Annotated in this window: 15 protein-coding genes; 14 read left to right on the top strand and 1 reads right to left on the bottom strand. The window is 44.3% G+C overall.

The genetic code is table 11. The features are described 5' to 3' along the window. Nucleotides 1–189 precede the first annotated feature (189 nt). The 13 genes from H6F77_RS16870 to H6F77_RS16815 all read left to right on the top strand — a co-directional run bounded on the left by H6F77_RS16870 (nucleotide 190) and on the right by H6F77_RS16815 (nucleotide 21,789). Nucleotides 190–5,343: an MHYT domain-containing protein gene (locus tag H6F77_RS16870; RefSeq protein WP_206753476.1), complete on the top strand. Its 5,154-nt coding sequence runs from the start codon at nucleotides 190–192 to the stop codon at nucleotides 5,341–5,343. A gap of 285 nt (nucleotides 5,344–5,628) precedes the next feature. Continuing rightward, entirely contained in the window at nucleotides 5,629–5,754 is a 126-nt protein-coding gene (locus H6F77_RS28475) for a hypothetical protein (RefSeq protein WP_255515778.1), read from the top strand. Beyond that, nucleotides 5,747–11,698, top strand: a complete 5,952-nt coding sequence (locus H6F77_RS16865) for an ATP-binding sensor histidine kinase (RefSeq protein ID WP_190489709.1) — start codon at nucleotides 5,747–5,749, stop codon at nucleotides 11,696–11,698. Before H6F77_RS28475 ends, H6F77_RS16865 begins: the two co-directional genes overlap by 8 nt. 122 nt (nucleotides 11,699–11,820) lie before the next feature. After that, nucleotides 11,821–12,228 carry a response regulator gene (locus H6F77_RS16860; protein WP_190489708.1) on the top strand — a complete coding sequence of 136 codons (408 nt, stop codon included), beginning with the start codon at nucleotides 11,821–11,823 and terminating at the stop codon, nucleotides 12,226–12,228. 96 nt (nucleotides 12,229–12,324) lie between these two features. Then, on the top strand, nucleotides 12,325–12,507 hold the full coding sequence (locus H6F77_RS16855; RefSeq protein WP_190489707.1) for a response regulator: 183 nt from the start codon (nucleotides 12,325–12,327) through the stop codon (nucleotides 12,505–12,507). A 622-nt stretch (nucleotides 12,508–13,129) separates the two neighbouring features. Then, complete coding sequence (locus H6F77_RS16850; RefSeq protein WP_190489706.1) at nucleotides 13,130–14,461, top strand: CmpA/NrtA family ABC transporter substrate-binding protein; 1,332 nt, start codon at nucleotides 13,130–13,132, stop codon at nucleotides 14,459–14,461. Between the two features lie 102 nt (nucleotides 14,462–14,563). Beyond that, the gene (gene ntrB / locus H6F77_RS16845) at nucleotides 14,564–15,385 is read left to right on the top strand and encodes a nitrate ABC transporter permease (RefSeq protein ID WP_190489705.1); all 822 of its coding nucleotides are present in this window, start codon (nucleotides 14,564–14,566) and stop codon (nucleotides 15,383–15,385) included. 105 nt (nucleotides 15,386–15,490) lie between these two features. Then, complete coding sequence (locus tag H6F77_RS16840; RefSeq protein ID WP_190489704.1) at nucleotides 15,491–17,491, top strand: ABC transporter ATP-binding/substrate-binding protein; 2,001 nt, start codon at nucleotides 15,491–15,493, stop codon at nucleotides 17,489–17,491. A 150-nt stretch (nucleotides 17,492–17,641) separates the two neighbouring features. Beyond that, nucleotides 17,642–18,505, top strand: a complete 864-nt coding sequence (locus tag H6F77_RS16835; protein ID WP_190489703.1) for an ABC transporter ATP-binding protein — start codon at nucleotides 17,642–17,644, stop codon at nucleotides 18,503–18,505. Nucleotides 18,506–18,558: 53 nt separating this feature from the next. Further along, nucleotides 18,559–19,092, top strand: coding sequence for a phosphate-starvation-inducible PsiE family protein (locus tag H6F77_RS16830; protein ID WP_190489702.1), 534 nt, complete (start codon nucleotides 18,559–18,561; stop codon nucleotides 19,090–19,092). 367 nt (nucleotides 19,093–19,459) lie between these two features. Next, on the top strand, nucleotides 19,460–20,065 hold the full coding sequence (locus H6F77_RS16825) for a DedA family protein (protein ID WP_190489701.1): 606 nt from the start codon (nucleotides 19,460–19,462) through the stop codon (nucleotides 20,063–20,065). Nucleotides 20,066–20,241: 176 nt separating this feature from the next. Then, nucleotides 20,242–20,841 carry an exopolysaccharide biosynthesis protein gene (locus tag H6F77_RS16820; protein WP_190489700.1) on the top strand — a complete coding sequence of 200 codons (600 nt, stop codon included), beginning with the start codon at nucleotides 20,242–20,244 and terminating at the stop codon, nucleotides 20,839–20,841. Nucleotides 20,842–21,018: 177 nt separating this feature from the next. Further along, entirely contained in the window at nucleotides 21,019–21,789 is a 771-nt protein-coding gene (locus tag H6F77_RS16815) for an SH3 domain-containing protein (protein ID WP_190489699.1), read from the top strand. A gap of 3 nt (nucleotides 21,790–21,792) precedes the next feature. Here H6F77_RS16815 and H6F77_RS16810 read toward each other — a convergent pair whose 3' ends face one another. Further along, the gene (locus tag H6F77_RS16810; RefSeq protein ID WP_190489698.1) at nucleotides 21,793–22,032 is read right to left on the bottom strand and encodes a hypothetical protein; all 240 of its coding nucleotides are present in this window, start codon (nucleotides 22,030–22,032) and stop codon (nucleotides 21,793–21,795) included. 67 nt (nucleotides 22,033–22,099) lie between these two features. On the opposite strand from H6F77_RS16810, the gene gap reads away from it, so the two are divergent. Further along, complete coding sequence (gene gap, locus H6F77_RS16805) at nucleotides 22,100–23,095, top strand: type I glyceraldehyde-3-phosphate dehydrogenase (protein WP_190489697.1); 996 nt, start codon at nucleotides 22,100–22,102, stop codon at nucleotides 23,093–23,095. Nucleotides 23,096–23,531 lie beyond the last annotated feature (436 nt).

Below are 23,531 nucleotides of genomic sequence, written 5' to 3'. Positions count from 1 at the left end.
GCCTTAAGTTAGGTGCTTAACTTGCGTGCGAAATTCTATTGCTCCGCTCTCATTGTTGGGACAAACTAGACTTTATACGGATTTCTCTCAAAAGTAGCAAGCCAGCTGGAGAGGGGAAGGCGCAACGATGCGGAAAATCTACCAGATATATACTTGTGTCCAAAGCGTGCCTTACCTTAAGAAAACTATATGCATAGCTCAATGACTGGGACTTACAACTTAGGCTTGGCAGCGCTTTCCTTTGCGATCGCCCTCATAGCCTCTTACACGGCTCTAGACTTAGCAGGGCGAGTGCAACTAGCTGTAAGATTGCGGCGCTGGCTTTGGCTCTTGGGTGGTGCTGTAGCAATGGGAACAGGGATTTGGTCAATGCACTTCATTGCCATGCTGGCTTTCCAACTGCCTCACCCAGTCCACTATGATATGGCGATTACCCTGCTTTCCCTGTTGTGTGCGGTAGTTGCATCCGGCGTTGCTTTGTCCCTTCTAAGTTGGAAGGTTTCCATACAGCTTTTACTCGGCGGTGGCATTTTCATGGGAATGGCCATTGCTGGGATGCATTACACGGGCATGGCTGCCATGCAATTAATGGCGAATATAGAGTATGACTGGCGGTTGGTTAGCCTCTCAGTTGCGATCGCCATTAGTGCTTCTTTTGCTGCCCTAACGCTTGCTTTTAGGCTACAAAATCAATCTTTGAAAGGGCTGTTTTGGCAGAAATTCGCTAGTGCCTTCATTATGGCAATTGCCATCAGCGGGATGCACTACACCGGAATGTGGGCAACTCACTTTATTCCCCTGCAAGGCTTACCAGCCCTTACGTCTCCCGCCATGAATCGGTCGTGGCTGGCTAGCGCAATAGGCATGGCGACCCTATTCATTTTGAGCTTAGCGCTGTTGACATCCCTGTTTGATAAGCGTTTAACTGCTCAGCTAGTGCGCGAACAGGCTTTAGAGGAAAGCGAAAAACGCTTTAGGATGTTAATTCGCGAGATGCAGGTGGGTGTATTGCTGCTCAACGCCAATGCCGAAATTCTCGTTTGCAATCAAGCTGCGATCGCTCTCCTCAATCTCAAACCAGAAGATTTACCCCCGCAGGTGTTCGGTGAAAATTGTTTGTTGCTGCACGAAGACGATACGCCTTTCCCAACAAAAGAGCTACCAGTGCAACAAGCGATCGCCCGCCGCCAACCCATCCATAACATAGTTATAGGAATCGAGCGTCCTGACAATGAAGAAACTGGGGAGCAATCCCCAATCCAAAATCTAAAACGATCCTGGCTGCTGGTAAACGCCGATCCGCAAATAGCAGAGGATGGTAGCGTAGAGCGGATTGTTTGCACCCTCAGCGATATCACCCACCAAAAGCAAGCCCAAGCAGCACTCCGCCACAGCGAAGAGCGATTTGCCATAGCTGTAGAAGGAGTCAACGACGGGATTTGGGACTGGAATCTGCAAACGGGTGATGTTTATATGTCCCCCCGTTTGAAAAGTATGTTGGGCTATGAAGAACAGGAAATTCCCAATAATATCGCTTCTTTCAAACAAATCCTGCACCCAGAAGACTCAGATCGAGTGTTGACAGTGCTGCTTGCTTATATAGCGGGGAAAATCCCTAATTACCAAGTAGAGTTCCGGGCAATACACAAAGATGGCAGTTTTCGTTGGCTTCTCACGAGGGGAGCCGCATTGCGAGATAAAACGGGCGCTCCATATCGCATAGCTGGTTCTCATACCGACATTACCAGTCGCAAGCAGAAGGAAGAAGCGCTGCAATTGATTGCTGAGGGGACAGCTTCTGCAACTGGCAATGAGTTTTTTCGCTCCTGCGTCCGCTATCTTGCCCAAATTCTGCAAATTCGTTACGCTGTCGTCGGCCAGGTAACAAACGATGCTAAAACCAGAGTGCGTACCCTCGCATTTTGGACGGGCGAAGACTTTGGCGAAAACTTCGAGTACGACTTAGATGGTACGCCCTGCGAAAATGTCGTAGGAGGGACGAGCCATTTTTATCCATCAGGGATACAAGAAGTCTTTCCTAGCTATCGCAATTTAGTGGACTTAGGCGCACAAAGTTACTGGGGAATGCCGCTGATTGATTCTGTTGGGAATGTCATCGGCAATTTGGTTGTGCTGGACGTACAGCCAATGAAATGCGATCCGGGCAAAGAAACGATTTTAAAAATTTTTGTTGCCAGAGCTGGAGCGGAACTGGAGCGTAAATTAGCAGAAGAATCGCTCCAACGGCGAGCAAAAATGGACGGTTTGCTCAGCAGTATTTCCCGGATGTTTATTGACGAAAACCCAGACAGTGCGATTAATTTCACCTTGCAAGCTGTTGGAGAATTTTTGGGGAGCGATCGCACCTACCTTTTCCGTTACAACGACAACCAGAGCTTCTTAAAGATGACGCACGAGTGGTGCGACTTTGGCATTGAGCCATTCATCTATAAGTTTCAAGAATTTCCAGTTAAAAATCATCATTGGGTTAACAGCCAGATCTTAAGCGGCGAAACTGTTTTAATCCCTGCCGAGCAAACGCCTGAAGCAGGCGAACAAGCCGCGTGGGAACTCAAATCAATCAAGTCCCGACTTGCCGTTCCCACGCTACACTCTGGCAAAGTTATCGGTTTTATGGGTCTAGATGCCGTTCGTTCCTCAAAGGAGTGGAGTCAAGAAGAAATTAATTGGCTCAGGTTAGTAAACGAGTTCATAGCCATTAGTCAGGCACGCCAAGAAGCACGAGCAGCACTGCAACGAAGCAATACCCGCTATCAAAATTTGGCACAGAACGTACCGGGGATGATTTATCAGTATATTCTCAAGCCTGATGGCTCAAGGGGTTTTCCCTACGTCAGTGCTGGTTGCCGAGAAATATTTGGGCTAGAGCCAGAGGAAGTGATGAACAATGCCACAGGAGCTTGGAGCATTACTCATCCTGATGATATAGCGGGTTTCGAGCAGTCAATTGTCTCGTCAGCTAAAACCCTTGAGCCTTGGGATTTTACTTGGCGCGTTATCGTCTCCGGTCAAATCAAGTGGCTGCGAGGAAATTCGCGTCCGGAACTGCAAGCTGATGGCAGCATACTCTGGGATGGTTTGGTAACTGATATTACCAGTTCCAAGCAGGCAGAAGAGACATTACACGAGACAGCAGAACGGGAAAAAGCGATCGCAAACGTTATTCAAAGAATGCGGCAAACATTGGAAATCGAAACGATTTTCAGCACCACAAATCAAGAACTGCGGCAAGCCTTAAAATGCGATCGCGTCGGTGTCTACCGCTTTAATCCAGACTGGAGTGGCGAGTTTGTATCGGAGTCGGTAGTAGAAGGCTGGAAACCATTAGTCAGCCAACAAAAGCATCAACCAGAGCTTTCCCAAGTAGCTGTTAACGAACCCCATTGCAATGTCAAAACTTTGAGTAGTGAAGATAACTTAATACAAGATACTTATCTACAAAAAACTCAAGGCGGAATTTATCGACAAAGAGCAACTTACTGCTGCGTTCCCGATATCTATAAAGCAGGATTTACCCCCTGTTATCTCAATATTTTAGAAAAATTTCAAGCGCGAGCGTACATCATTGTCCCCATTTTTTGTGGCAATCGGCTTTGGGGATTGCTGGCAGCTTACCAAAACTCCAACTCCCGCGAATGGAAACAGACAGAAATTTGGATGCTAATTCAAATTGGGGAGCAGTTGGGAGTAGCTATACAACAAGCCCAATTATTAGCGCAAACGCAAAACCAAGCCGAAGAACTGAAAAAAGCAAAAGAATCCGCTGTTAGCGAAGCGGCGCGAAGCGCTGCTGCTAATCACGCCAAAAGCGATTTTCTAGCTTCCATGAGCCACGAACTGCGTACCCCCCTCAACGCTATTCTTGGCTTTAGCCAAGTGATGAACCGCGACTCCTCACTATCTGAGGAGAATCAGGAATATTTGGGGATCATTAATCGCGCTGGCGAACATTTGCTTAAATTGATCGACGACGTTTTGGAAATGTCCAAAATAGAGGCTGGTAGAATTACATTAAATGAAAATGATTTCGATTTGCTTAAGGTTTTGAAAAGCCTAGAAGAAATGTTTTCTTTTAAAGCGAACGACAAGGGTTTACAGCTGATATTTGAAAGAACATCAGACATTCCTCAGTATGTAAAAGCCGACGAAAGTAAATTACGCCAAATATTGATTAACCTGCTGGGAAATGCGATCAAGTTTACTCAAAACGGGAGCGTATCTTTAAAGGTAAAAAGCATTAATGGTGCGCCTCCTGTGCCGGGATTAACTTGTGAAATCCAAAGTAGGCGAAATTCACAATTAAAAATTGAACCAGAAATACAAACAACGCCCAAACCAAAACAAACAACAATTAGATTTGAAATTGAAGACACTGGCCCAGGTATTGAGCCAGAGGAGATAGGCAACGTATTTAATCCCTTCATTCAAAGTGAAACGGGGCGACAATCGCAGGAAGGAACAGGATTAGGCTTACCTATTAGCAAAAAATTTGTGGAACTGATGGGAGGAGAAATCGCTGTCAGCAGCACAGTAGGTGAGGGAACAATTTTTTGCTTTGATGTCTCGATTAAGCTGCCTGAAACTATTGATATTTCAACTCAAAAGCCAACTTGTAAAGCTATTGGTTTAGCACCCAATCAACCTGAATATCGCATTTTAGTTGTTGAAGATCGCTTCGAGAATCGTCTGTTGCTGGTTAGACTACTGAGATCCATTGGTTTTCAGGTGCGCGAAGCCGAGAATGGTCAAGAAGGCGTTGCTATGTGGGAAAGTTGGGAACCGCACCTGATTTGGATGGATATGCGGATGCCAGTAATGGATGGGTATGAAGCAACAAAACGCATCAGGGCACATCTCAAGGGTCAGGAGACAGTCATTATTGCTTTGACTGCGAGTGCTTTTGAGGAGCAGCGAAACATTGTTTTGTCAGCAGGGTGCGATGACTTTTTAGGCAAACCCTTCCGAGAGGACGTGCTGTTGGAAAAAATGGGTCAATATTTAGGGGTGAATTATGTTTACGAAGATAGCCAACAACAGAATTTGCAATCTCAAGTTTCAAATCAACAGTCTCAAATCGAACAACCATTAGAAATTCTGTTAGGGCAAATGCCTAACGAGTGGATAGGACAATTGCGGAATGCGGCTTTTGAATGCAGCGATAACACAGTTTTAGAACTTGTTGAGGAGATTTGCCCTGTAAGTGAAACTTTGGCGAATACTTTAACAGATTGGGCTAATAACTTCCGGTTCGATCTAGTCATTGATTTGATTGAGGAAAGTAAAAAAATAGATGAGCGATCGCAGGACGTGCAACTTTTTTAAAAACCTAGCGCTCCAACCAAATCGTACTTATATCAACTCGGATTAATTATCCACAATAAAAGCACGCCAGAGGGCTGGCGTTCCGAGTAAATTATGGGCAATCAAAAGGACTTGATATTGTATGAACCAAAACAAAATATCAGGAAAACATTCAAGTGTAATCGATGTTTATAAAACCACTTCTACCGCGTAGTTGCAGAAGGGTTAGCAAAATACAGGTAGGGGTTTCCATTTTTTATATTAATCCATGACAATCTGAACAAAATTAAATACTAAACTGCCCCAATGGCAATCAATCTTCTAGCTCCTGTAGTTAACGAAGTTTGTGTAGAGGTTCCTCTACAAACTGTCTTGATTATCCCTTTTGTTCTACAAATTCCTCACTCTTATCGTCAACCTAACCATGATTAAAATTCCTGGCTACCAGATTCTCACACAAATCTATGAAAGTATTAATTCAAAAATATATCGGGCTATCAGAGAGCAGGATAATCGAGCCGTAATCCTCAAAGTTCTCAAAGAAGACTATCCCACGCCGAATAAACTTACCCAATACAAGCAGGAATATGAAATCACCCGCAACTTTAATCTCGCTGGTGTAATTAAAGCTTTTGCTCTCTTACCCTATCAGAAGACTCTAGTTATTATCTTAGAAGATTTCGGTGCTTCATCTTTACAGCAATTAATGAATGAGCCGATAGGGTTAAAACATACCTTGCCGCTATCAGAATTCCTCAGCATTGCTATCAAGACGGCTGAGATTTTAGGCGCGATTCACGCCCTCAATGTCATTCACAAAGATATTAATCCATCCAATATCGTTTTTAACCCAGAAACAGAGACTCTTAAAATCATCGATTTTGGCATTTCGACAGTATTAACCCGCGAAAATCCCACACTGAAAAATCCGAATGTTTTAGAAGGCACCTTAGCCTATATGTCGCCCGAACAAACGGGACGGATGAACAGAACTCTTGATTACCGCACGGACTTTTACTCCCTCGGTGTCACCTTCTACGAACTGCTTACAGGACAGCTACCATTTGAGACTACCGATGTGCTGGAGTTGGTGCATTGTCATATCGCCAAACAGCCAGTACCGCCCCATCAGCTTTTACCAGAGATTCCCAAAGTCGTTGCAGACATTGTGATGAAACTAATGGCGAAAACAGCGGAGGAACGATACCAAAGTGCTTGGGGAGTTAAAGCTGATTTAGAAAAATGTCTCGCCCAGTTACACGAAAATGGAAATATAACAGACTTTCCCCTCGCCTCGTCAGATATTTCTGACAAGTTTCAAATTCCCCAAAAACTCTATGGACGTGAAGCAGAAGTTGAAACCTTACTGACAGCATTCGAGCGAGTAGCTAACCCCCCTCAACCCCCCCTTAGTAAGGGGGGGCAAGGGGGGGTCGAAATGATGTTAGTAGCGGGTTATTCGGGTATTGGAAAGTCATCCTTAGTTGCCGAAATTCATAAACCCAATACTCGACTGCGCGGCTATTTCACAGAAGGTAAATTTGACCAATTTCAGCGAAATATTCCCTACTCTGCTATTGTCAGTGCCTTTAAGGGATTAATACAGCAAATTTTATCTGAAAGCGAAGCACAACTAAACCTTTGGCGAGAAAACCTTTTAGCGGCATTTGGTTCTAACAGTCAAGTAATTATTGATGTAATTCCCGAAGTGGAATTGATTGTGGGTAAGCAGCTACCCGTGCCTGAATTAGGAGCAACTGAGTCTCAAAATCGCTTTAATTTCGTCTTTCAAAACTTTATCCGGGCATTTTGCTCAAAAGAGCATCCCTTAGTCATCTTTCTGGATGATTTGCAGTGGGCAGACTCCGCCACACTCAAGTTAATTGAACTGATGATGACAGATAATGAGACGCAATATTTGTTCCTAATTGGGGCGTACCGGGATAACGAAGTTAGCCCAACACATCCATTGATAATGACGCTTGAAGGGTTGCGTAATCTAGGAGCAACTATCAATTCTATTACTTTAGCCCCTTTAGAACTAGAACATATTAGCCAACTGATTGCCGACACATTGCATAGCTACACTGCGGAGGTAAAACCTCTGGCAGAACTCGTGATGATAAAAACTCTTGGCAATCCGTTTTTTGTCAATCAGTTTATAAAAACATTGCACGCCGATAATTTGATAACTTTTGATTTTGAATATCACAACTTTACGTGGAATATAGCTCAAATTGAAGCCCAAGACATTACAGATAATGTTGTGGAGTTGATGATTGGCAAGGTGAAAAGATTGCCGGAATCTACACAACAGGTTTTACGTTTAGCATCTTGTATTGGTGCATCTTTCGACTTAAAAACTCTTTCTATCATTAGTGAACAATCCAAAGAATCAATTTTTACAGATTTAGTTACAGCAGTTCAGTCTGCATTAATCCTGCCTCTATCCGAATTAGATAAAGAATTATTAATTCACGATTACAAGTTCCTGCACGATCGAGTACAACAAGCTGCTTATGCCTTGATAGACGAGGATCGCAAGAAAGCCGTTCACTTACAAATTGGTCGCTTGCTGTTGCAAAATACCGCACTAGAAACCTTATCGGAGGAGATATTTAAAATAGTCGATCATCTTAATCTTGGTGTTGAGCTTGTTACCGATCAAGACGAGCGAGAGGGAATCGCAAAACTAAATTTGACCGCGGGTAAGAAAGCGAAAGCAGCAACAGCTTATCGAGCAGCCGTTGGGTATTTGAATGCGGGACTTAAACTCCTGTGTGCAGATAGTTGGCAGCGACAGTATCACCTAACCTTATCTTTGTACGACGAAGCAACAGAGGCGGCGTACCTTAACGGTGACTTCGAGCAGATGGAGCAGTTGGCAGAAGTCGTATTGAACTATTCCAAAACAGTGCTGGACAAAGTAAAAGTTTACGATAGCAAAATTCTAGCAGCTGGTGCACAGGGAAACCTCAAAGAATCCATAAAGATTGGGCTTCAAGTACTGAAACTGTTAGGGGTGAGCTTACCAGAAGAACCGAGCCAATTAGATATTCAAAGAGGGTTTGAGGAAACCGCTTTACTCTATGCTGAGCAAGAAATCGAAGAGCTAATTAACCTGCCGGACATGACCGAACCCGAGCCGCAGGCAGCGCTCTATATCCTATTGAGTATAAGTAGTGCCGCCTATATAGCGGCTCCTACACTTATGTTACTGATTGTGCTATCGATGGTTAACTTATCTATCAAATATGGCAATGCTACCTGGTCCACAAATAGTTATGCCGCTTACGCATTAATTTTGTGTGGAGTAGTTCAAGACATTGAGTTGGGTTATAAATTTGGAAAATTAGTTTTTAGTTTGGCGGAACGGTTCAATGACAAGAAAAGCACGGCTAAGGCATTTCATGTATTGGGTTCCCACGTAATGCCCTGGAAAGAACATATCAGAGAAACGCTACCTATTTTGATTGAGAGTTATCAACGTGGAGTGGAAACCGGAGGCTTTGAATTTGCGGGTTATTCTTCCTGTTACTTGTGCTGTCACTCATATTTCATGGGGCAGGAACTTATAGAAGTAGAACAAAAAATGGCGACCTATAGTAACGCTATAAGCCAAATTAGACGGGAAAATCCTTTTCATTGGCTTGCCAGGTTTCGGCAGGCAGTCTTTAACTTGCTAGGTCGGTCTAAAAATCCTATCCGTTTGATGGGTGATGCCTACAATGAGGAGCGATCGCTGCCGCTTGCTCTTAAAGCCAATGACAGAACTGGACTTCACTTCTTCTATCTAAATAAACTTATCCTATGTTATCTGTTTGGGGAGACTGATCAAGCTAGACAAAATGCTGTTATAGCAGAACAGTATTTAGATGGTGTCACAGCAATGATATCTGTACCTGTATTTTATTTATATGATTCTCTAGCACATTTAAGCATATTTGCTGAAGCTTCAAACTCGGAAAAAGAGGATTGGCTCAATCGAGTTAACACCAATCAACAAAAGATGCAGAAATGGGCGCACCATGCTCCAATGAATCACCTGCATAAATTTTATCTAGTGGAAGCAGAGAAAGCGCGAGTCTTGGGGCAATATTGGCAAGCAGTAGAGTTTTATGAGCAAGCCATTAAAGGAGCCAGCGATCACCAATTTATCCAAGAAGAGGCGTTAGCTTATGAGTTAGGCGCAAAGTTTTATCTAGAGCGTGGTAAGACTAAGATTGCCCAAACCTATATGAAAGAGGCACACTACGCCTACACGCGCTGGGGAGCGATCGCCAAGGTAGAGGAGTTAGAAGCCAAATACCCGCAGTTATTGCCTAAATCATCTGCCCCTAAAAGCATTACTTGCACTTCTACGATAACCACCAATTCCGCAACTGGCAGCCAGTCAGGCGAAGCGTTGGATTTAGCTACGTTAATGAAAGCCTCCCAAGCCATTTCCGGCGAAATTGTGCTGGATAAGTTACTTGCTTCTTTAATGAAGATTCTCATCCAGAATGCTGGGGCGCAAACAGGCTTTCTCATTTTAGATAGAGCAGGAGAATGGGTAATTGAAGCCTCTAGGGAGGTGGATGCTGATGACGTTAAAGTATTGCAGTCAATTCCAGTTAACAAATACCTACCTGAATCGATCGTAAACTATGTCACCCGTACCAAAGAAACTGTTGTAGAGAACGATGCGACGCATCAGGGCAAATTTACACTTGACCCGTATATTAAAGCGAATAAGACCAAATCTATATTGTGTGCGCCACTGATATATCAAGGTCAACTTAGTGGCATTGTCTATCTAGAAAATAATCTAACAGGGGGAGCTTTTACTCCTGACAGGTTGGAAGTCATACAACTATTATCTGGGCAAGCGGCGATCGCAATTACCAATGCCAAACTCTACGCTGAAGTCACCGAAAGTGAAAGACGGTTGAATCAATACCTAGAAGCGATGCCAATGGGTGTATCTGTCCACGACTCTACCGGACAACTCTACTATGCCAACCAGACAGCACAACAGTTACTTGGCATCAACGTTTTATCAGAAGCCAAAACTGAGCAATTGACAAAGGCTTTTCAAGTTTATCGTGCCGGAACCCAGGAGTTTTACCCAACCGACCAACTGCCGATCGTGCGTTCCCTAACAGGTGAAACAGCCAAGGCTGACGATCTAGAACTTTACCATCCGGATAAGATTGTCCCCTTGGAAGTTTCTACCACGCCAATTTTTGATGAAACGGGTAACGTTGTCTACGCGATCGCTGCCTTTCAAGACATTACCAAACGCAAACAAGCAGAAAAGTTGATATCCGAATATAATCGCACTTTAGAAATTCAAGTTGCCTCACGCACCCAAGAACTCTTGCAAGCTCTCGACCACCTTAAAGCTACCCAAGAAGAATTAATTCAATCGGAAAAAATGGCAGCACTAGGACAATTGATTGCTGGTGTTGCCCATGAAATTAATACCCCATTGGGAGCGATTCGCTCATCAATCGACAATATTAGCGAATTTTTAACTAAAAATATAGATATATTTCCCACTTTTTTTCAAAACCTATCTCCAGAACACCAGCAATATTTCTTATCTCTCCTTGCTAAATCAAGCCAACAAAATACCCTCTTATCAACTAAAGAAAAACGTCTTATCAAAAAAGATTTACAGCGTCAACTCGAACAACAGAAGATCGACAATGCCGACACCATCGCCGCTACCCTAGTCAACATCGGCGTCTATGACGATATTCAAGCCTTTTTGCCATTGCTAAAAGACCCTGATAGCGAAACAATTTTAAAAACAGCGTATGAGTGGGCAAGCGTACAAAAAAGCACCCGCACCATTGCGACGGCCACAGACCGCGCCGCCAAAGTCGTATTTGCTTTAAAAAGCTATGCGCGTTATGACAACTCTGGACATAAGGTACAGGCAAATATTATTGAAGGCATTGAAACTGTATTAACTCTCTATCACAACCAATTTAAACAGGGAGTGGAAGTGATTAGGAACTATGGTGAGGTGCCATCAATCGGGTGTTATCCCGATGAACTGAATCAAGTTTGGACAAATCTGGTGCATAATGCTTTGCAAGCGATGGACTATAAAGGAAGTTTAAAAATTGATGTGAAACAACAAGATACAACTGCTTTAGTCAGCATCACCGATAGTGGCAAGGGGATTCCCCTTGAGCTTATGCCTAAAATCTTTGAACCATTTTTTACAACCAAAGCTCCTGGAGAAGGCAGCGGCTTAGGGTTGGATATTGTCAGAAAGATTATTGAAAAACATCAGGGTAAAATTGAAGTCTCATCGCTCCCAGGTCAAACCACTTTTACAATATTCCTGCCTACGAATGTCAACGAAGAAATAAGCCATATCTAAGCAAGCGATTTCGGGTATTGACGAGGGATTTTTGAGCCGCTTTCTAGGATAACAACAAGACTGGGTTAAATTTAAATTACGCCTATTTACTTACCAAGCTTTACAAATAAAAGAAAATAGCTATGCCTAAACCAGCAATTTTGTGTGTTGATGATGAAGTAGTGGTGTTGGAAAGTCTGGAGATAGAACTCCAAAAAGCCTTTGGTAATACTTATGTTGGTGAGTTTGCTGAAAGCGCTGACGAAGCTTTAGAAATTATTGAAGAATTAGTTGAAGATAAGGTAGACATCCTAGTAATTGTCTCTGATTGGTTGATGCCGGGAATGAAGGGAGATGAATTTTTCATCCTCATTCATAAAAACTATCCCCAAATTATTACAATTATGCTGACAGGACAAGCTGACGCAGAAGCTATTGAAAGAACCATATCTCAAGCTAAATTACACGCCTACTTACCCAAGCCTTGGAATAATAGTGAGTTGATTGAAGCTATTAAATCAGGTTTGGCAAAATTATCAATAAACCTGTAATTATATGTATTGATGATGAGCCGACAATTCTTGATAGCCTTGAAATAGAATTTCAAAAATATTTAATGTTTAGGAGATGGCTACCTCATTGAAACAGTGCTTGGGGGAGAAGAGGCTTTAGAATCATTGTCAGAATTGCCAGAAGAACAGTATGAAGTTACTGTAGCTATTTACGATTACCTGATGCCTAATATTAAACAAAACGAATTATTAAAACAAATTCATGCTAATTCGCAAAAATTTCTAAAAATAATGCTAACGGGTCAAGCAGATTTCTGAGCATTAGGAAATACCATTAAGTATGCCAATTTATATCGCTAGAGTAGATTTTTCTAAAATAGGGCGAATAGGCGCAATAGTTGTGAATAGCTAAATACCTAAACAAATAATTTCTAATTAATGAGATAATTTGGCTTCAAAGCACAAATTAATTTGATAGCAATACTCCCAAAGCACTATGTAACCGTTGATTTATGAGTGTCTGGCTTTTGACACTCATAAATCAATATTAGAAATAGAAAGGCTTTGAGAGTTGTTGGAGAGGTCTAATCAACCCAGCACTGAACCGGGGAACTCTCCTAGAGCCAATTTATATAAATAAAACTTATAAATATATTAATGCCTGTAGATTTGAAGTAGCCTACCTGGCCTCTGATACATAAGATAGCTATATAAAGCTTATAACTCTTGCGAGAAGGCAATTACAGCCTATACAAACATTTAGGGTACGAACAAATTTTACTTATACACTTCATTTAATATTTAATTAAACTTTCGGGTTCTGGGGTCTATACATCCTCTGAAAGAGCCGCTATAGTAGGCTTTAACGACGAAGTGAAGATTAAAGAACGCTCCCGTTCAGCGATCGCGACTGACCTTGGCCACATTATAAAGATAACTTATGACCAAGCCTTCAGCCCCATTTACCAGACGCAAATTTCTACTCACCGCTGGCGCAACAACACTCGGAGCAGTACTCTTAAAAGGCTGTACCCAGAGCAACGCCAGCAATCCGCAGACCAGTAACATAGCAGGCGTTATTGACCAAGGCTCTGGACAGAGTGCAAGAATCGGCTTTGTCGGTCAAACCGACGCTGCGCCGCTGATTATTGCCCAAGCCAAAGGCTTCTTTGCCAAGCACGGAGTCCCCGATGTCAAATTGCTAAAGCAACCATCTTGGGGTGTAACGCGGGATAACTTAGAACTTGGTTCAGCTGGTGGTGGGCTGGATGGTGCAATGGTTCTCTCCCCCCTGCCTTACCAAATGTCCCTCGGCACCGTCACCAAAGGCAAAAAACAGATCCCCATGTACATTGTGGCGCGGCTGAATATTGACGGACAGGGAATTTCCGTATCCAACGCCCACAAAGATATAGATGTCAGCCTGGACACCTCAAAATTAAAGGCAAAAGCCGACCAAGCAAAAGCAGATAAAAAACCCCTGCGGTTTGGGATGACCTTCAAAGGTGGCACCAGCGACACCATGCTGCGCTATTGGTTAGCCTCCGGTGGCATAGATCCCGATAAAGATGTCTCAGTTCTGGTAGTACCAGGCCCTCAACTGGTATCCAACGTCAGAGTAGGCAACCTGGATGGCTTCTGCGTAGGCGACCCTTGGAACGAACGCTTAGTTAGGGAAAAACTCGGCTACACCGCCATTGTCACAGGTGAGTTTTGGAAAAACCATCCTGAAAAAGCCCTAAGCTTCCGCGCTGATTGGATGGACAAAAATCCTCAGACTGCCAAAGGAATTCTCAAGGCAGTATTAGAAGCGCAACAGTGGTGCGACAACATGGAAAACCGCGAGGAATTGTGCAAAATTCTCGCACAGCGGAAATGGGCGAAAGTGAAAGTAGACTATATCGAAGATCGGCTCAAGGGTAAAGTTAACTATGGCAACGATCGCCAGATTGTAGAAAACAGCCCTTACCTGATGCGCTACTGGAATGATAACGCTTCATATCCTTACCAAAGTCACGATTTGTGGTTCTTAACTGAAAACATTCGCTGGGGCAATCTGCCACCGACTCTCGACACCAAGGCAATCATTAAAGCCGTCAACCGCGAAGATTTGTGGCGAGAAGCTGCTAAAGAAATAGGCGTCGCTGCGGCTGACATCCCCATCAGCCCATCGAAGGGAATAGAAACCTTCTTTGATGGTGTCACCTTCGATCCAGAAAATCCACAGGCTTACTTGGATAGCCTCAAGATTAAGAACATCAAGCAAGTGTAGTCGTTTGTCATTTGCCCGCTGCAAATGACCGATGACAAATGGCTAACGAACGCTGACTAAGAATAATTAAAAACTCATCACTTTCTTTTGGAGGTTAGTCCAATGGCGATCGCTGCGAATCGTTCAGGTTTCTCATCCCTATTGACAAATAAGAAAACGCGCAAAATAGTAGCCCCCATAATTGCTCTTGGCGTCTTTCTTTTACTGTGGCAGATATTTACTTTACTCAATACAGGCGGAACCTTACCAGGGCCGCTCACAGTTTTGATAGAAACTTGGGAACTAATTCTCAATCCTTTCTTTGACAACGGTGCGACAGATAAAGGCTTATTTTGGCAAATAATAGCCAGCTTGCAACGGGTTGCCTTGGGATACTCTCTGGCTGCAATTGTTGGTATTGCAATCGGTATTTTAGTCGGCACAAATGAATTTTTGTACGATGCCGTAGATCCACTTTTCCAAGTGCTGCGTACCATTCCACCCTTAGCCTGGTTGCCCATTTCTCTGGCAGCATTCCAACAATCTGACCCCTCTGCAATCTTCGTTATTTTCATCACCGCCATTTGGCCGATTATCCTCAACACAACTGTAGGCGTGCAGCAGATTCCCCAAGATTATAAAAACGTCGCTAGGGTGTTGCGCCTCAGCCGTCAGGAGTATTTCTATCAAATTGTCTTCCCGGCTTCTGTTCCTTATATATTCACTGGTTTGAGAATTGGGATTGGCTTGTCATGGCTGGCAATTGTTGCTGCTGAGATGCTGATTGGTGGTGTAGGAATTGGCTTCTTTATCTGGGATGCATACAACAGCGGCTTTGTGAGTGAAATTATCCTAGCTCTAATCTGGGTTGGCGTTGTCGGACTCTTGCTAGATCGTCTGGTGGGATTTGTTGCCAGCAAAGTTATTCCAGAAGAACAGAAATAGTTCATAGTTCATAGTTCATGGTTCATGGTTCATCGGGCAATGAACACTGAACCATCAAAACGTGCTACTTGGCTACGCTAACAAAACTCAAAACTATTAAACGCCATGTCTGTATTTGTTGATGTAGATCGGATTGACAAAGTTTATTCCCTAGCTAATGGCGGCAGCTATGTCGCACTGAAGAATATTTCGCTAGAAATCAAAAAAGGCGAATTTATCTCTTTGATCGGTCACTCTGGTTGTGGCAAATCAACCTTACTAAATATCGTCGCTGGTTTAGATGGAGCGACCGAAGGAGGCGTGGTTTTAGAGGGGAAAAAAGTTACAGAACCGGGGCCAGACCGGATGGTGGTATTCCAAAATTACTCGCTCTTGCCTTGGAAAACAGTGCGTCAAAATATCGCCCTAGCTGTGGAGCGGGTGATGCGAGATTTATCCCCTAAAGAGCGCAAAGAAATTGTAGAACACCACATCGATATGGTGGGGTTGCGAATTCATGCTGATAAGCAACCGGGGCAGCTTTCGGGGGGGATGAAACAACGGGTAGCGATCGCCCGCGCCCTCGCCATTCGTCCCCAGTTACTACTACTAGATGAACCCTTCGGCGCACTTGATGCCTTGACGCGGGGCGGTTTGCAAGAAAAGCTCATGCAAATCTGCGAAGAAACCCACATCACCGCGATCATGGTGACGCACGATGTCGATGAAGCACTGCTGCTGTCTGACAGAATCGTAATGCTCACCAATGGCCCAGAATCTAATATTGGGCAAATCATGGAAGTAGATATTCCGCGTCCCCGCCAGCGCATGGAAGTAGTGAATCATCCAAGCTACTACAGCATGCGAAGCGAGATCATCTACTTCCTGAATAGGCAGAAACAAGCTAAGAAACGCCAAGCCAAACCCAAAGGAGCGATCGCCCGCAACGGTCTAGAAAAAGTCAATATCGAAATTGGCTTCGTCCCTCTCAGCGCTTGCGCCCCCTTAGTCGTAGCCAAAGAACGCGGCTTCTTTGCCAAGCACGGTCTAGAACAAGTCACCCTCGTGCGCGAACCTTCTTGGCGCGGCATCACCGACGACATTACAGCAGGCCACTTAGACGCAGCGCAAATGCCAGCCGGAATGCCTCTGTGGTTGACGCTAGGCGGAAACGAAGGTAAAGCCGTTCCCGTTGTTAGTTCCCTGACGATGACTCGCAACGGCAATGCCATCACCCTGGCGAAACGCTTTTACAACCAAGGCGTATTCTCCTTAACAGACTTCAAAGATGCTTTGCTGAAATCGCCAGATCAACCGCACACCTTGGGTATGGTACATCCATCTTCCATGCACAATCTGCTGTTGCGTTACTGGCTAGCCTCCGGTGGCATTGACCCGGATCGGGATGTTAAGTTGACAGTCATCCCTCCCGCCCAAATGATATCGAATTTGGAAGCTGGAAACATTGATGGTTACTGCGTCGGCGAACCCTGGAACATCCGCGCCGCTGACGAAAAAATCGGCTATACCATTGCCACCGACTTAGAGATTTGGCTGGGACATCCAGGGAAAGTGCTGGGAGTAAGAGAAGATTGGGCTTTAGCTTATCCCAAAACCCATATAGCCTTAGTCAAAGCGCTTCTAGAAGCTTGCCGCTACTGTGGGGACGAAAACAACGCGCAAGATATTCGCCAGATGTTGAGCCGACCAGAGTATGTGGGTGTTGATGAGAAATACCTCCACTTGGGCGACCCCAACCCTTACGTCTGTAACTTAGAACAGCATCGCGAGTATGCCCATCACCAATTCTTCGGCGAAGGCGTAAATCGTCCCATTCGTACCGAACACCTGTGGATGATGACTCAGATGGCTCGTTGGGACAAGATACCCTTCCCCCGAAACTGGTTGGAAATCATCGAACGGATGTGTCGAGTTGATGTGTTCAGCACGGCGGCGCGAGAACTCGGCCTTTTGGATATTACTTACACTCGCGGGCCAATTCAATTGTTTGACGGCAGCACCTTCAACGCCGACGACCCCATCAGCTATCTCAACAGTTTGGAAATCAAGCGTAATGTCCGTTACGAGGAAGTTGTCATCGACGGAAGCACAACTAAAGTCGCCTAATTCAATTTTGGATTTAATCCTCGTTCCCAGGCTAGAGCCTGGGAACGAGAAGGTAGAGGTTCTACCTCGTTTCGATGCAACCAGTTAAACTCACCAATTCGATACCGAGATTTGGTATTGACAACTCAACACTCAACACTCTTCACAACCATGGAATCTATCAAAAAGACTTCAATCTCACCTCTGAAACTCCTAACCTCAAACTCGAAACCTAAAACTCCTATTCGCGATAATTTCCTAACAATTAAGGATGTCACTAAAGTCTATCCAACAAAAAAAGGCTCTTACACCGTACTTGATGGCGTTAACCTCAACGTTGCTGAAGGCGAGTTTATCTGCTTAATCGGTCACTCTGGCTGCGGTAAATCTACCTTGCTGAATATGGTGTCGGGTTTCGCGACACCAACTGATGGAGAGGTGCGGCTGAAAGATAAGCGTATCACCGCACCTGGGCCGGATCGTATGGTGGTGTTCCAAAACTATGCTTTGCTGCCTTGGCTGACGGCGTTTGAGAATGTCTATCTGGGGGTAAAATCGGTTTATCCTAACAAATCTAAAGCGGAAAAAGAGGAAATAGTCCGCGAACATTTAGCAATGGTGGGACTGGCGGAAGCTGCTAACAAAAAACCTAAGCAACTTTCTGGCGGGATGAAGCAGCGAGTTTCTATTGCGCGTGCGTTAGCAATGCGTCCCCAAGTATTAATTTTGGATGAGCCTTTTGGTGCGCTGGATGCTATTACTAAGGAGGAGTTGCAAGAGGAACTGCTGAAAATCTGGAATGAGTTTCGCATTACCGTCTTGATGATTACTCACGATATTGACGAAGCGCTGTTTTTGGCAGACCGATTGGTGATGATGACAAATGGACCTGCGGCTAAGATTGGTGAAATAATTGATATTCCGTTTCCGCGTCCCCGCGATCGCACCCGCGTTATGGAAGACCCGGAATACTACAGGCTACGCAACTATGCCTTAGACTATCTCTACAATCGTTTTGCCCACGACGATGATTAAATTTTGATTAGGGTGGGCATTGCCCACCTTACTAATAAATTTTGTAGCTGATAATGAAACGCGATCGCTCTCAAAATAAACCTCTTGCCGTCTGGCTTTTAGCCAACCTAACAACAATGTTGCTATGGAAGAAACTATCAAAGCAAGTGAAAGAGGCAACTTCCGATAATAAATTTCTGCATACGCTGGAAGATCTAGAGGGTGTTGTCTCCAAAGTTCTCTCTGTCATCATGGTGCTGGTTATTCTAGCTTCCATTTGGAACCTAATAACCTTTTTGCTGGAAAGCCTGTTTACGCAACAAAATGAACCTTTCAACAAAACTTTGTTCAAAACATTTGGGTTGTTTTTGAATGTTTTGATTGCCCTGGAAATTTTAGAAAATATTACTGCTTACCTGAAAAAACACGTTGTTCAGGTGGAGTTGGTGATTGTTACGTCTATCATTGCCGTAGCTCGTAAAATTATTATCCTCGACCTAGAAAAAGTTGAAGGCGATCAGGTAATTGGGTTAGGAATATCAGTTCTTTGCTTGTCGATAGGTTACTGGATTGTTAGACGGACGAACGCTAAAAACGATCGCGATTAAGTACAAGGCAAATTTAAAAAGCGCATACAGTAATTGTAATTAAAAAATAAAAGTATTTAATTATTGGATAAATACCAGTCAAGCAGATACTATGCAAAACTGGGCATTTTCTGCTGAAAAATTAGCAAGTTAACTATTAATTACCCGGAGCTTTAGTTCCACTTCAGCAACAGATGCGAACCGCTGTTACTACAGCGGAAGTTTAGCAGCGAAATATTATTTGCAAGCGAGTGCCCCTTGTCCACGCGATCGCCATCTGGCTTCCTAAACAATGGTGTACGGATAATTCATGTGTTAAAACTGATGTTAATCAATGTAAAGTAGCGTAACGCTCGTAAAATCACATCCCACTCAAAGGAGCAACTCGATGGAGAAATGGGTAACGGAGATAATGACTTCGCTGGGCTATCTGGGAATAGGACTGCTGATGTTTGCAGAAAACCTATTTCCTCCCATCCCCTCAGAGTTGATCATGCCCTTGGCAGGGTTCACCGTCGCAAAAGGCAATATGAACTTCTCCTATGCGGTTTTGGCAGGAGTGTTGGGGACGATGTTGGGAGCATTGCCTTGGTACTATGCAGGCTCCTTCTTGGGCGAGGAACGCTTGAAGACTTTAGCCGACAAATATGGCAAGTGGCTGGGAATATCAGGTGATGACATTGAAAAGTCAAGACGCTGGTTTTACAAACATGGCAATAAAGCCGTCTTTCTCGGTCGCCTTGTACCAGGAATTCGGACTCTAATTTCCATCCCGGCTGGTATTAGCACTATGCCAATAATACCATTCATAGCCTACTCAACTTTGGGCACTACAATATGGGTGGTTTTGCTCACCTATATTGGGTATGCGTTGGGGGATAATTATGAACTTGTAGATAAGTACCTCGGCCCAGTTTCCAAAATTGTACTTGGTATTATTATCGTTGCTTTCGTTATTTGGGTTGCTCGTCGCAATATGCAGCGGAACAAATAAGACTCTTTTTAGTCGCTTGCCAAGAGAGGATAGCACTTGGGTCGAGAGGAAAAAACGATTAAGCGATCGCTATTGAGATAGAAGTCAAATGGATACGGGTGCAGCTATTAGTAGAATAGGCAATTCCTCCTCTAGTTGCTACTTCTCTTTTCTAATTCACCCGTACTTTATAAAAAATGCGGTTTTCTAAAGATATTAATTCTCTCCTGGAAAGATTAGCCTCGCAGCCCCTAACTTTAGCAGCTATTCTGGCAGAAACTTCTGAAAGAGGTTTTAGCCTAGTTATCGGCTTGCTCGTTTTGCCTTTTTTATTTCCCCTACCGCCCGGATTAACTTGGTTTTTGGGTGGTGGCAGTTTGCTGTTAGCAGCGCAAATGGCTTTAGGGCGGCGGCGTCCTTGGCTGCCAAAAAAAATAGCGCTATTTCAATTTCCCCCTAAGTTTACCCAGCAACTATTAAAAAACATCCAAAAAGTGACTGGGGTGCTAGAGAAAATTGCCCGTCCCCGGTTACCTAAAGTGGCCCGCAATCGTCGGGTTTGGCAATTGAATGGTGTTTGTATGGTGTGGCTTAGTATCCTGCTTTTGTTACCGATTCCATTTACCAACCCCATCCCCACCATCGGGATTTTGCTGTTCGTGGTTGCTACCTTGGAAGGTGATGGTTTGCTGATGTGCATCAGTTATGGAGTAACCGCTTTAATTAGTTTATTTTTTGTATTTGTTGGCGGCGCTTTCTGGCAAGGTTTAAGCCTGCTTATTCAAAAAATATTTTAATGAGGCATCGCTACTAATTCATTAGCTGCAAACTAACAGTTAGTTTAACCATAAGTTAAAACAGCGATCGCTTTTGATTAAACAATCACCCGATTGGGTGAGTAAGTCGGGTGAGGTGCGATCGCATTCATCTTTCTTACCTTTAAGGAAGATGAGCAACGAAAGTTACGAGTTACAATGAACCGCTTCCAGAGTTTTACGATTGGACTGATTGCCTTGGGTGCAATAGCTGGGTCAACAATGACTAGCTTTGCCCAAAATACTTTTTCTCAAACAAAACCTGTATCTCAAAAACTAGCACAAAGCAGTCCTCAAAAAGCTCAAGCCAACGCTAGCAGCGATTTTTCGCCATTTCGCCAGCGGTTGTTGAATGCCGTACAGCGTTCAGATGCTAAATTTATTCGCGCCATTGTGACTCCCCAGACTCAATGGAATTATGGCGGAACTCTTAATCTGAACAGCTATAAAATTGACAGCAACCAGTCTAAATTTTGGCCGCATATGGAAAAAGCCGTTAGCCAAGGTTGTGGCATCGACTCCCAGGCGCGTGTTGGTAACAAAGAAGCTGGTTCGAGTGTATGGGTATGCCCAGATCTCACCAAAGTTAAACAGTCAGTTAGACCTAACAGACCTAATTTTGGCAACCTCGCTGTTGTCGGGCAAAACGTCAATCTCCGCGCCGAACCTGGCATGGGTGGTAAAGTTATAGGCTCAGTGTCTAACCAATATGTTTCGTTTGACACAGAGGCTTTTAACAAACTATCACCAGCTAGGCAAAAAGCAGTGCAACAAGTTTCCGGCTGGTCGCCTGTGAGGGTGCAAAACGGTCAGCGCGGCTGGATTGAAAACCGTTTTCTTCATGATGAGGAAAACGATTACCGGACGAGCTTTGTACGTTCTGGCGGACAGTGGCGCTTGCGTTATTTTCTGCCAGGGAATGGCAATTAAAATTTAGGTTAATAATTTTCTAGGTTCAAGCGATCGCCTCTTTATTTGAGAGCGCGATCGCTTTTCTATTTCAGGGGGCGATCGCTTCCAAATTAACCTCCCCACCATCATCAGATGCTTAAGTCTTGCAAAATAGTTGCATAAACTACAATTCTTCCCAAAATTAATCTCACCACACTCATCAGATACTAAACCCTTGGTTAATTCTTCGCCGATAGTTGCATAAACTACAGTTCCTATCAAATAGTTTCGCTGTATTAGAGGGTTAATACCCTAGCAAAAATTTGGACGATTCCTCAAAGGTGAACCTATGAAGCGAGTAGCAATTAACGGATTTGGGCGTATCGGACGAGCATTTTTTCGCATTGCCCACCAAAACCCCGATCTAGAAGTCGTAGCCATCAACGACGTTGCCTTAAAACCAGACTTAGCAGCTTACCTACTAGAGTACGATTCAGTTTATCGCCGCTTCCCCGCTGACGTAGGATACAACGACAAAGGTTTGCTTGTTGACGGTAAACAAGTTGACCTTGTAGCTGAAAGAGACCCCGCCGCCCTTCCCTGGAAGGATATGCAAATCGATGTTGTTATCGAATCTACAGGCTTCTTTCGCACCGCTGAAAAAGCTGGTTTGCACCTAGAAGCCGGAGCAAAAAAAGTAATTATCAGCGCACCAGCTAAAGGTTCAGTCCCTACCTTCGTCTTTGGCGTCAACCACGAAACCTACGACGCCGAACGCGACAATGTAATTTCAGCCGCCTCCTGCACTACCAACTGCTTATCCCCAATTGCCAAAATCCTCAACGATGAATTCGGCATCGAAAAAGCGCTAATGACAACCGTTCACGCTTACACCGCCGACCAGCGTCTAGTAGACTCCGGACATCCCGAAGAGTGGGCGCGGGGACGCGGCGCGGCGCAGAACATCGTCCCCACTACAACAGGTGCAGCAACCGCTGTAGCTTTAGTCTTGCCTGAACTCAAAGGGAAACTCGATGGGATGGCTTTGCGCGTACCAACAGCGACAGGTTCCGTAACCGACCTGAGTGCATTGTTGCAGAAGTCCGTTACAGAGGACGAAATTAACGACGCTTTTCGCAAGTATGCCAGCGATTCCATGAAATCAATTCTCAAAGTAAGCGAAGTTCCCCTCGTCTCTTCTGATTGCGTGGGCGATCCTCATTCAGCAATTGTCAATTTGACTTCAACCAGCGTACTTACGGGAAACTTTGTTAAAGTCCTGGCCTATTACGACAACGAATGGGGATATACCAACCGCCTTGTGGACTTAACCAGCTATATCTAAAGGGCAAAGGGGAATGGGGAATAGGGAATGCGGAATAGGGAATTCTTCATTGTTCCTCCTTACCACGTTCGACTATTACCATTACCAACATAAAAGCTTCTGCCTGCCTAACATAGCCTCACCAAAGTAAAACTTTAATGTGGAGGGGGTTTGGGGGAAGCACTCGTCCCCCAACAGGGGGTTTGGGGGTCTCCCCCCAATTCCGGGTTTTTTATGAAAACAAACACAAAACCCAAAGGCAAAACTTTAATGTGGAGGGGGTTTGGGGGAAGCACTCGTCCCCCAAACCCGGTTTGGGAGGAGACCCCCCAATGCCGGGTTTTTTATACATAAATCTGGGTAAAGATAACAATAACTCCTCAGACCCATAATCGGGAGACTTCGCGTCCCCTCGCAGCGATCGCCACTTACTTCTAAACTTCCTAAAAAATTACTA

Source organism: Microcoleus sp. FACHB-831, from assembly GCF_014695585.1.
Classification (GTDB): Bacteria; Cyanobacteriota; Cyanobacteriia; order Cyanobacteriales; family FACHB-T130; genus FACHB-831.
The sequence above is the reverse complement of the archived record's forward strand: the minus strand, read 5'-3'. Positions and strand labels throughout refer to the sequence as shown.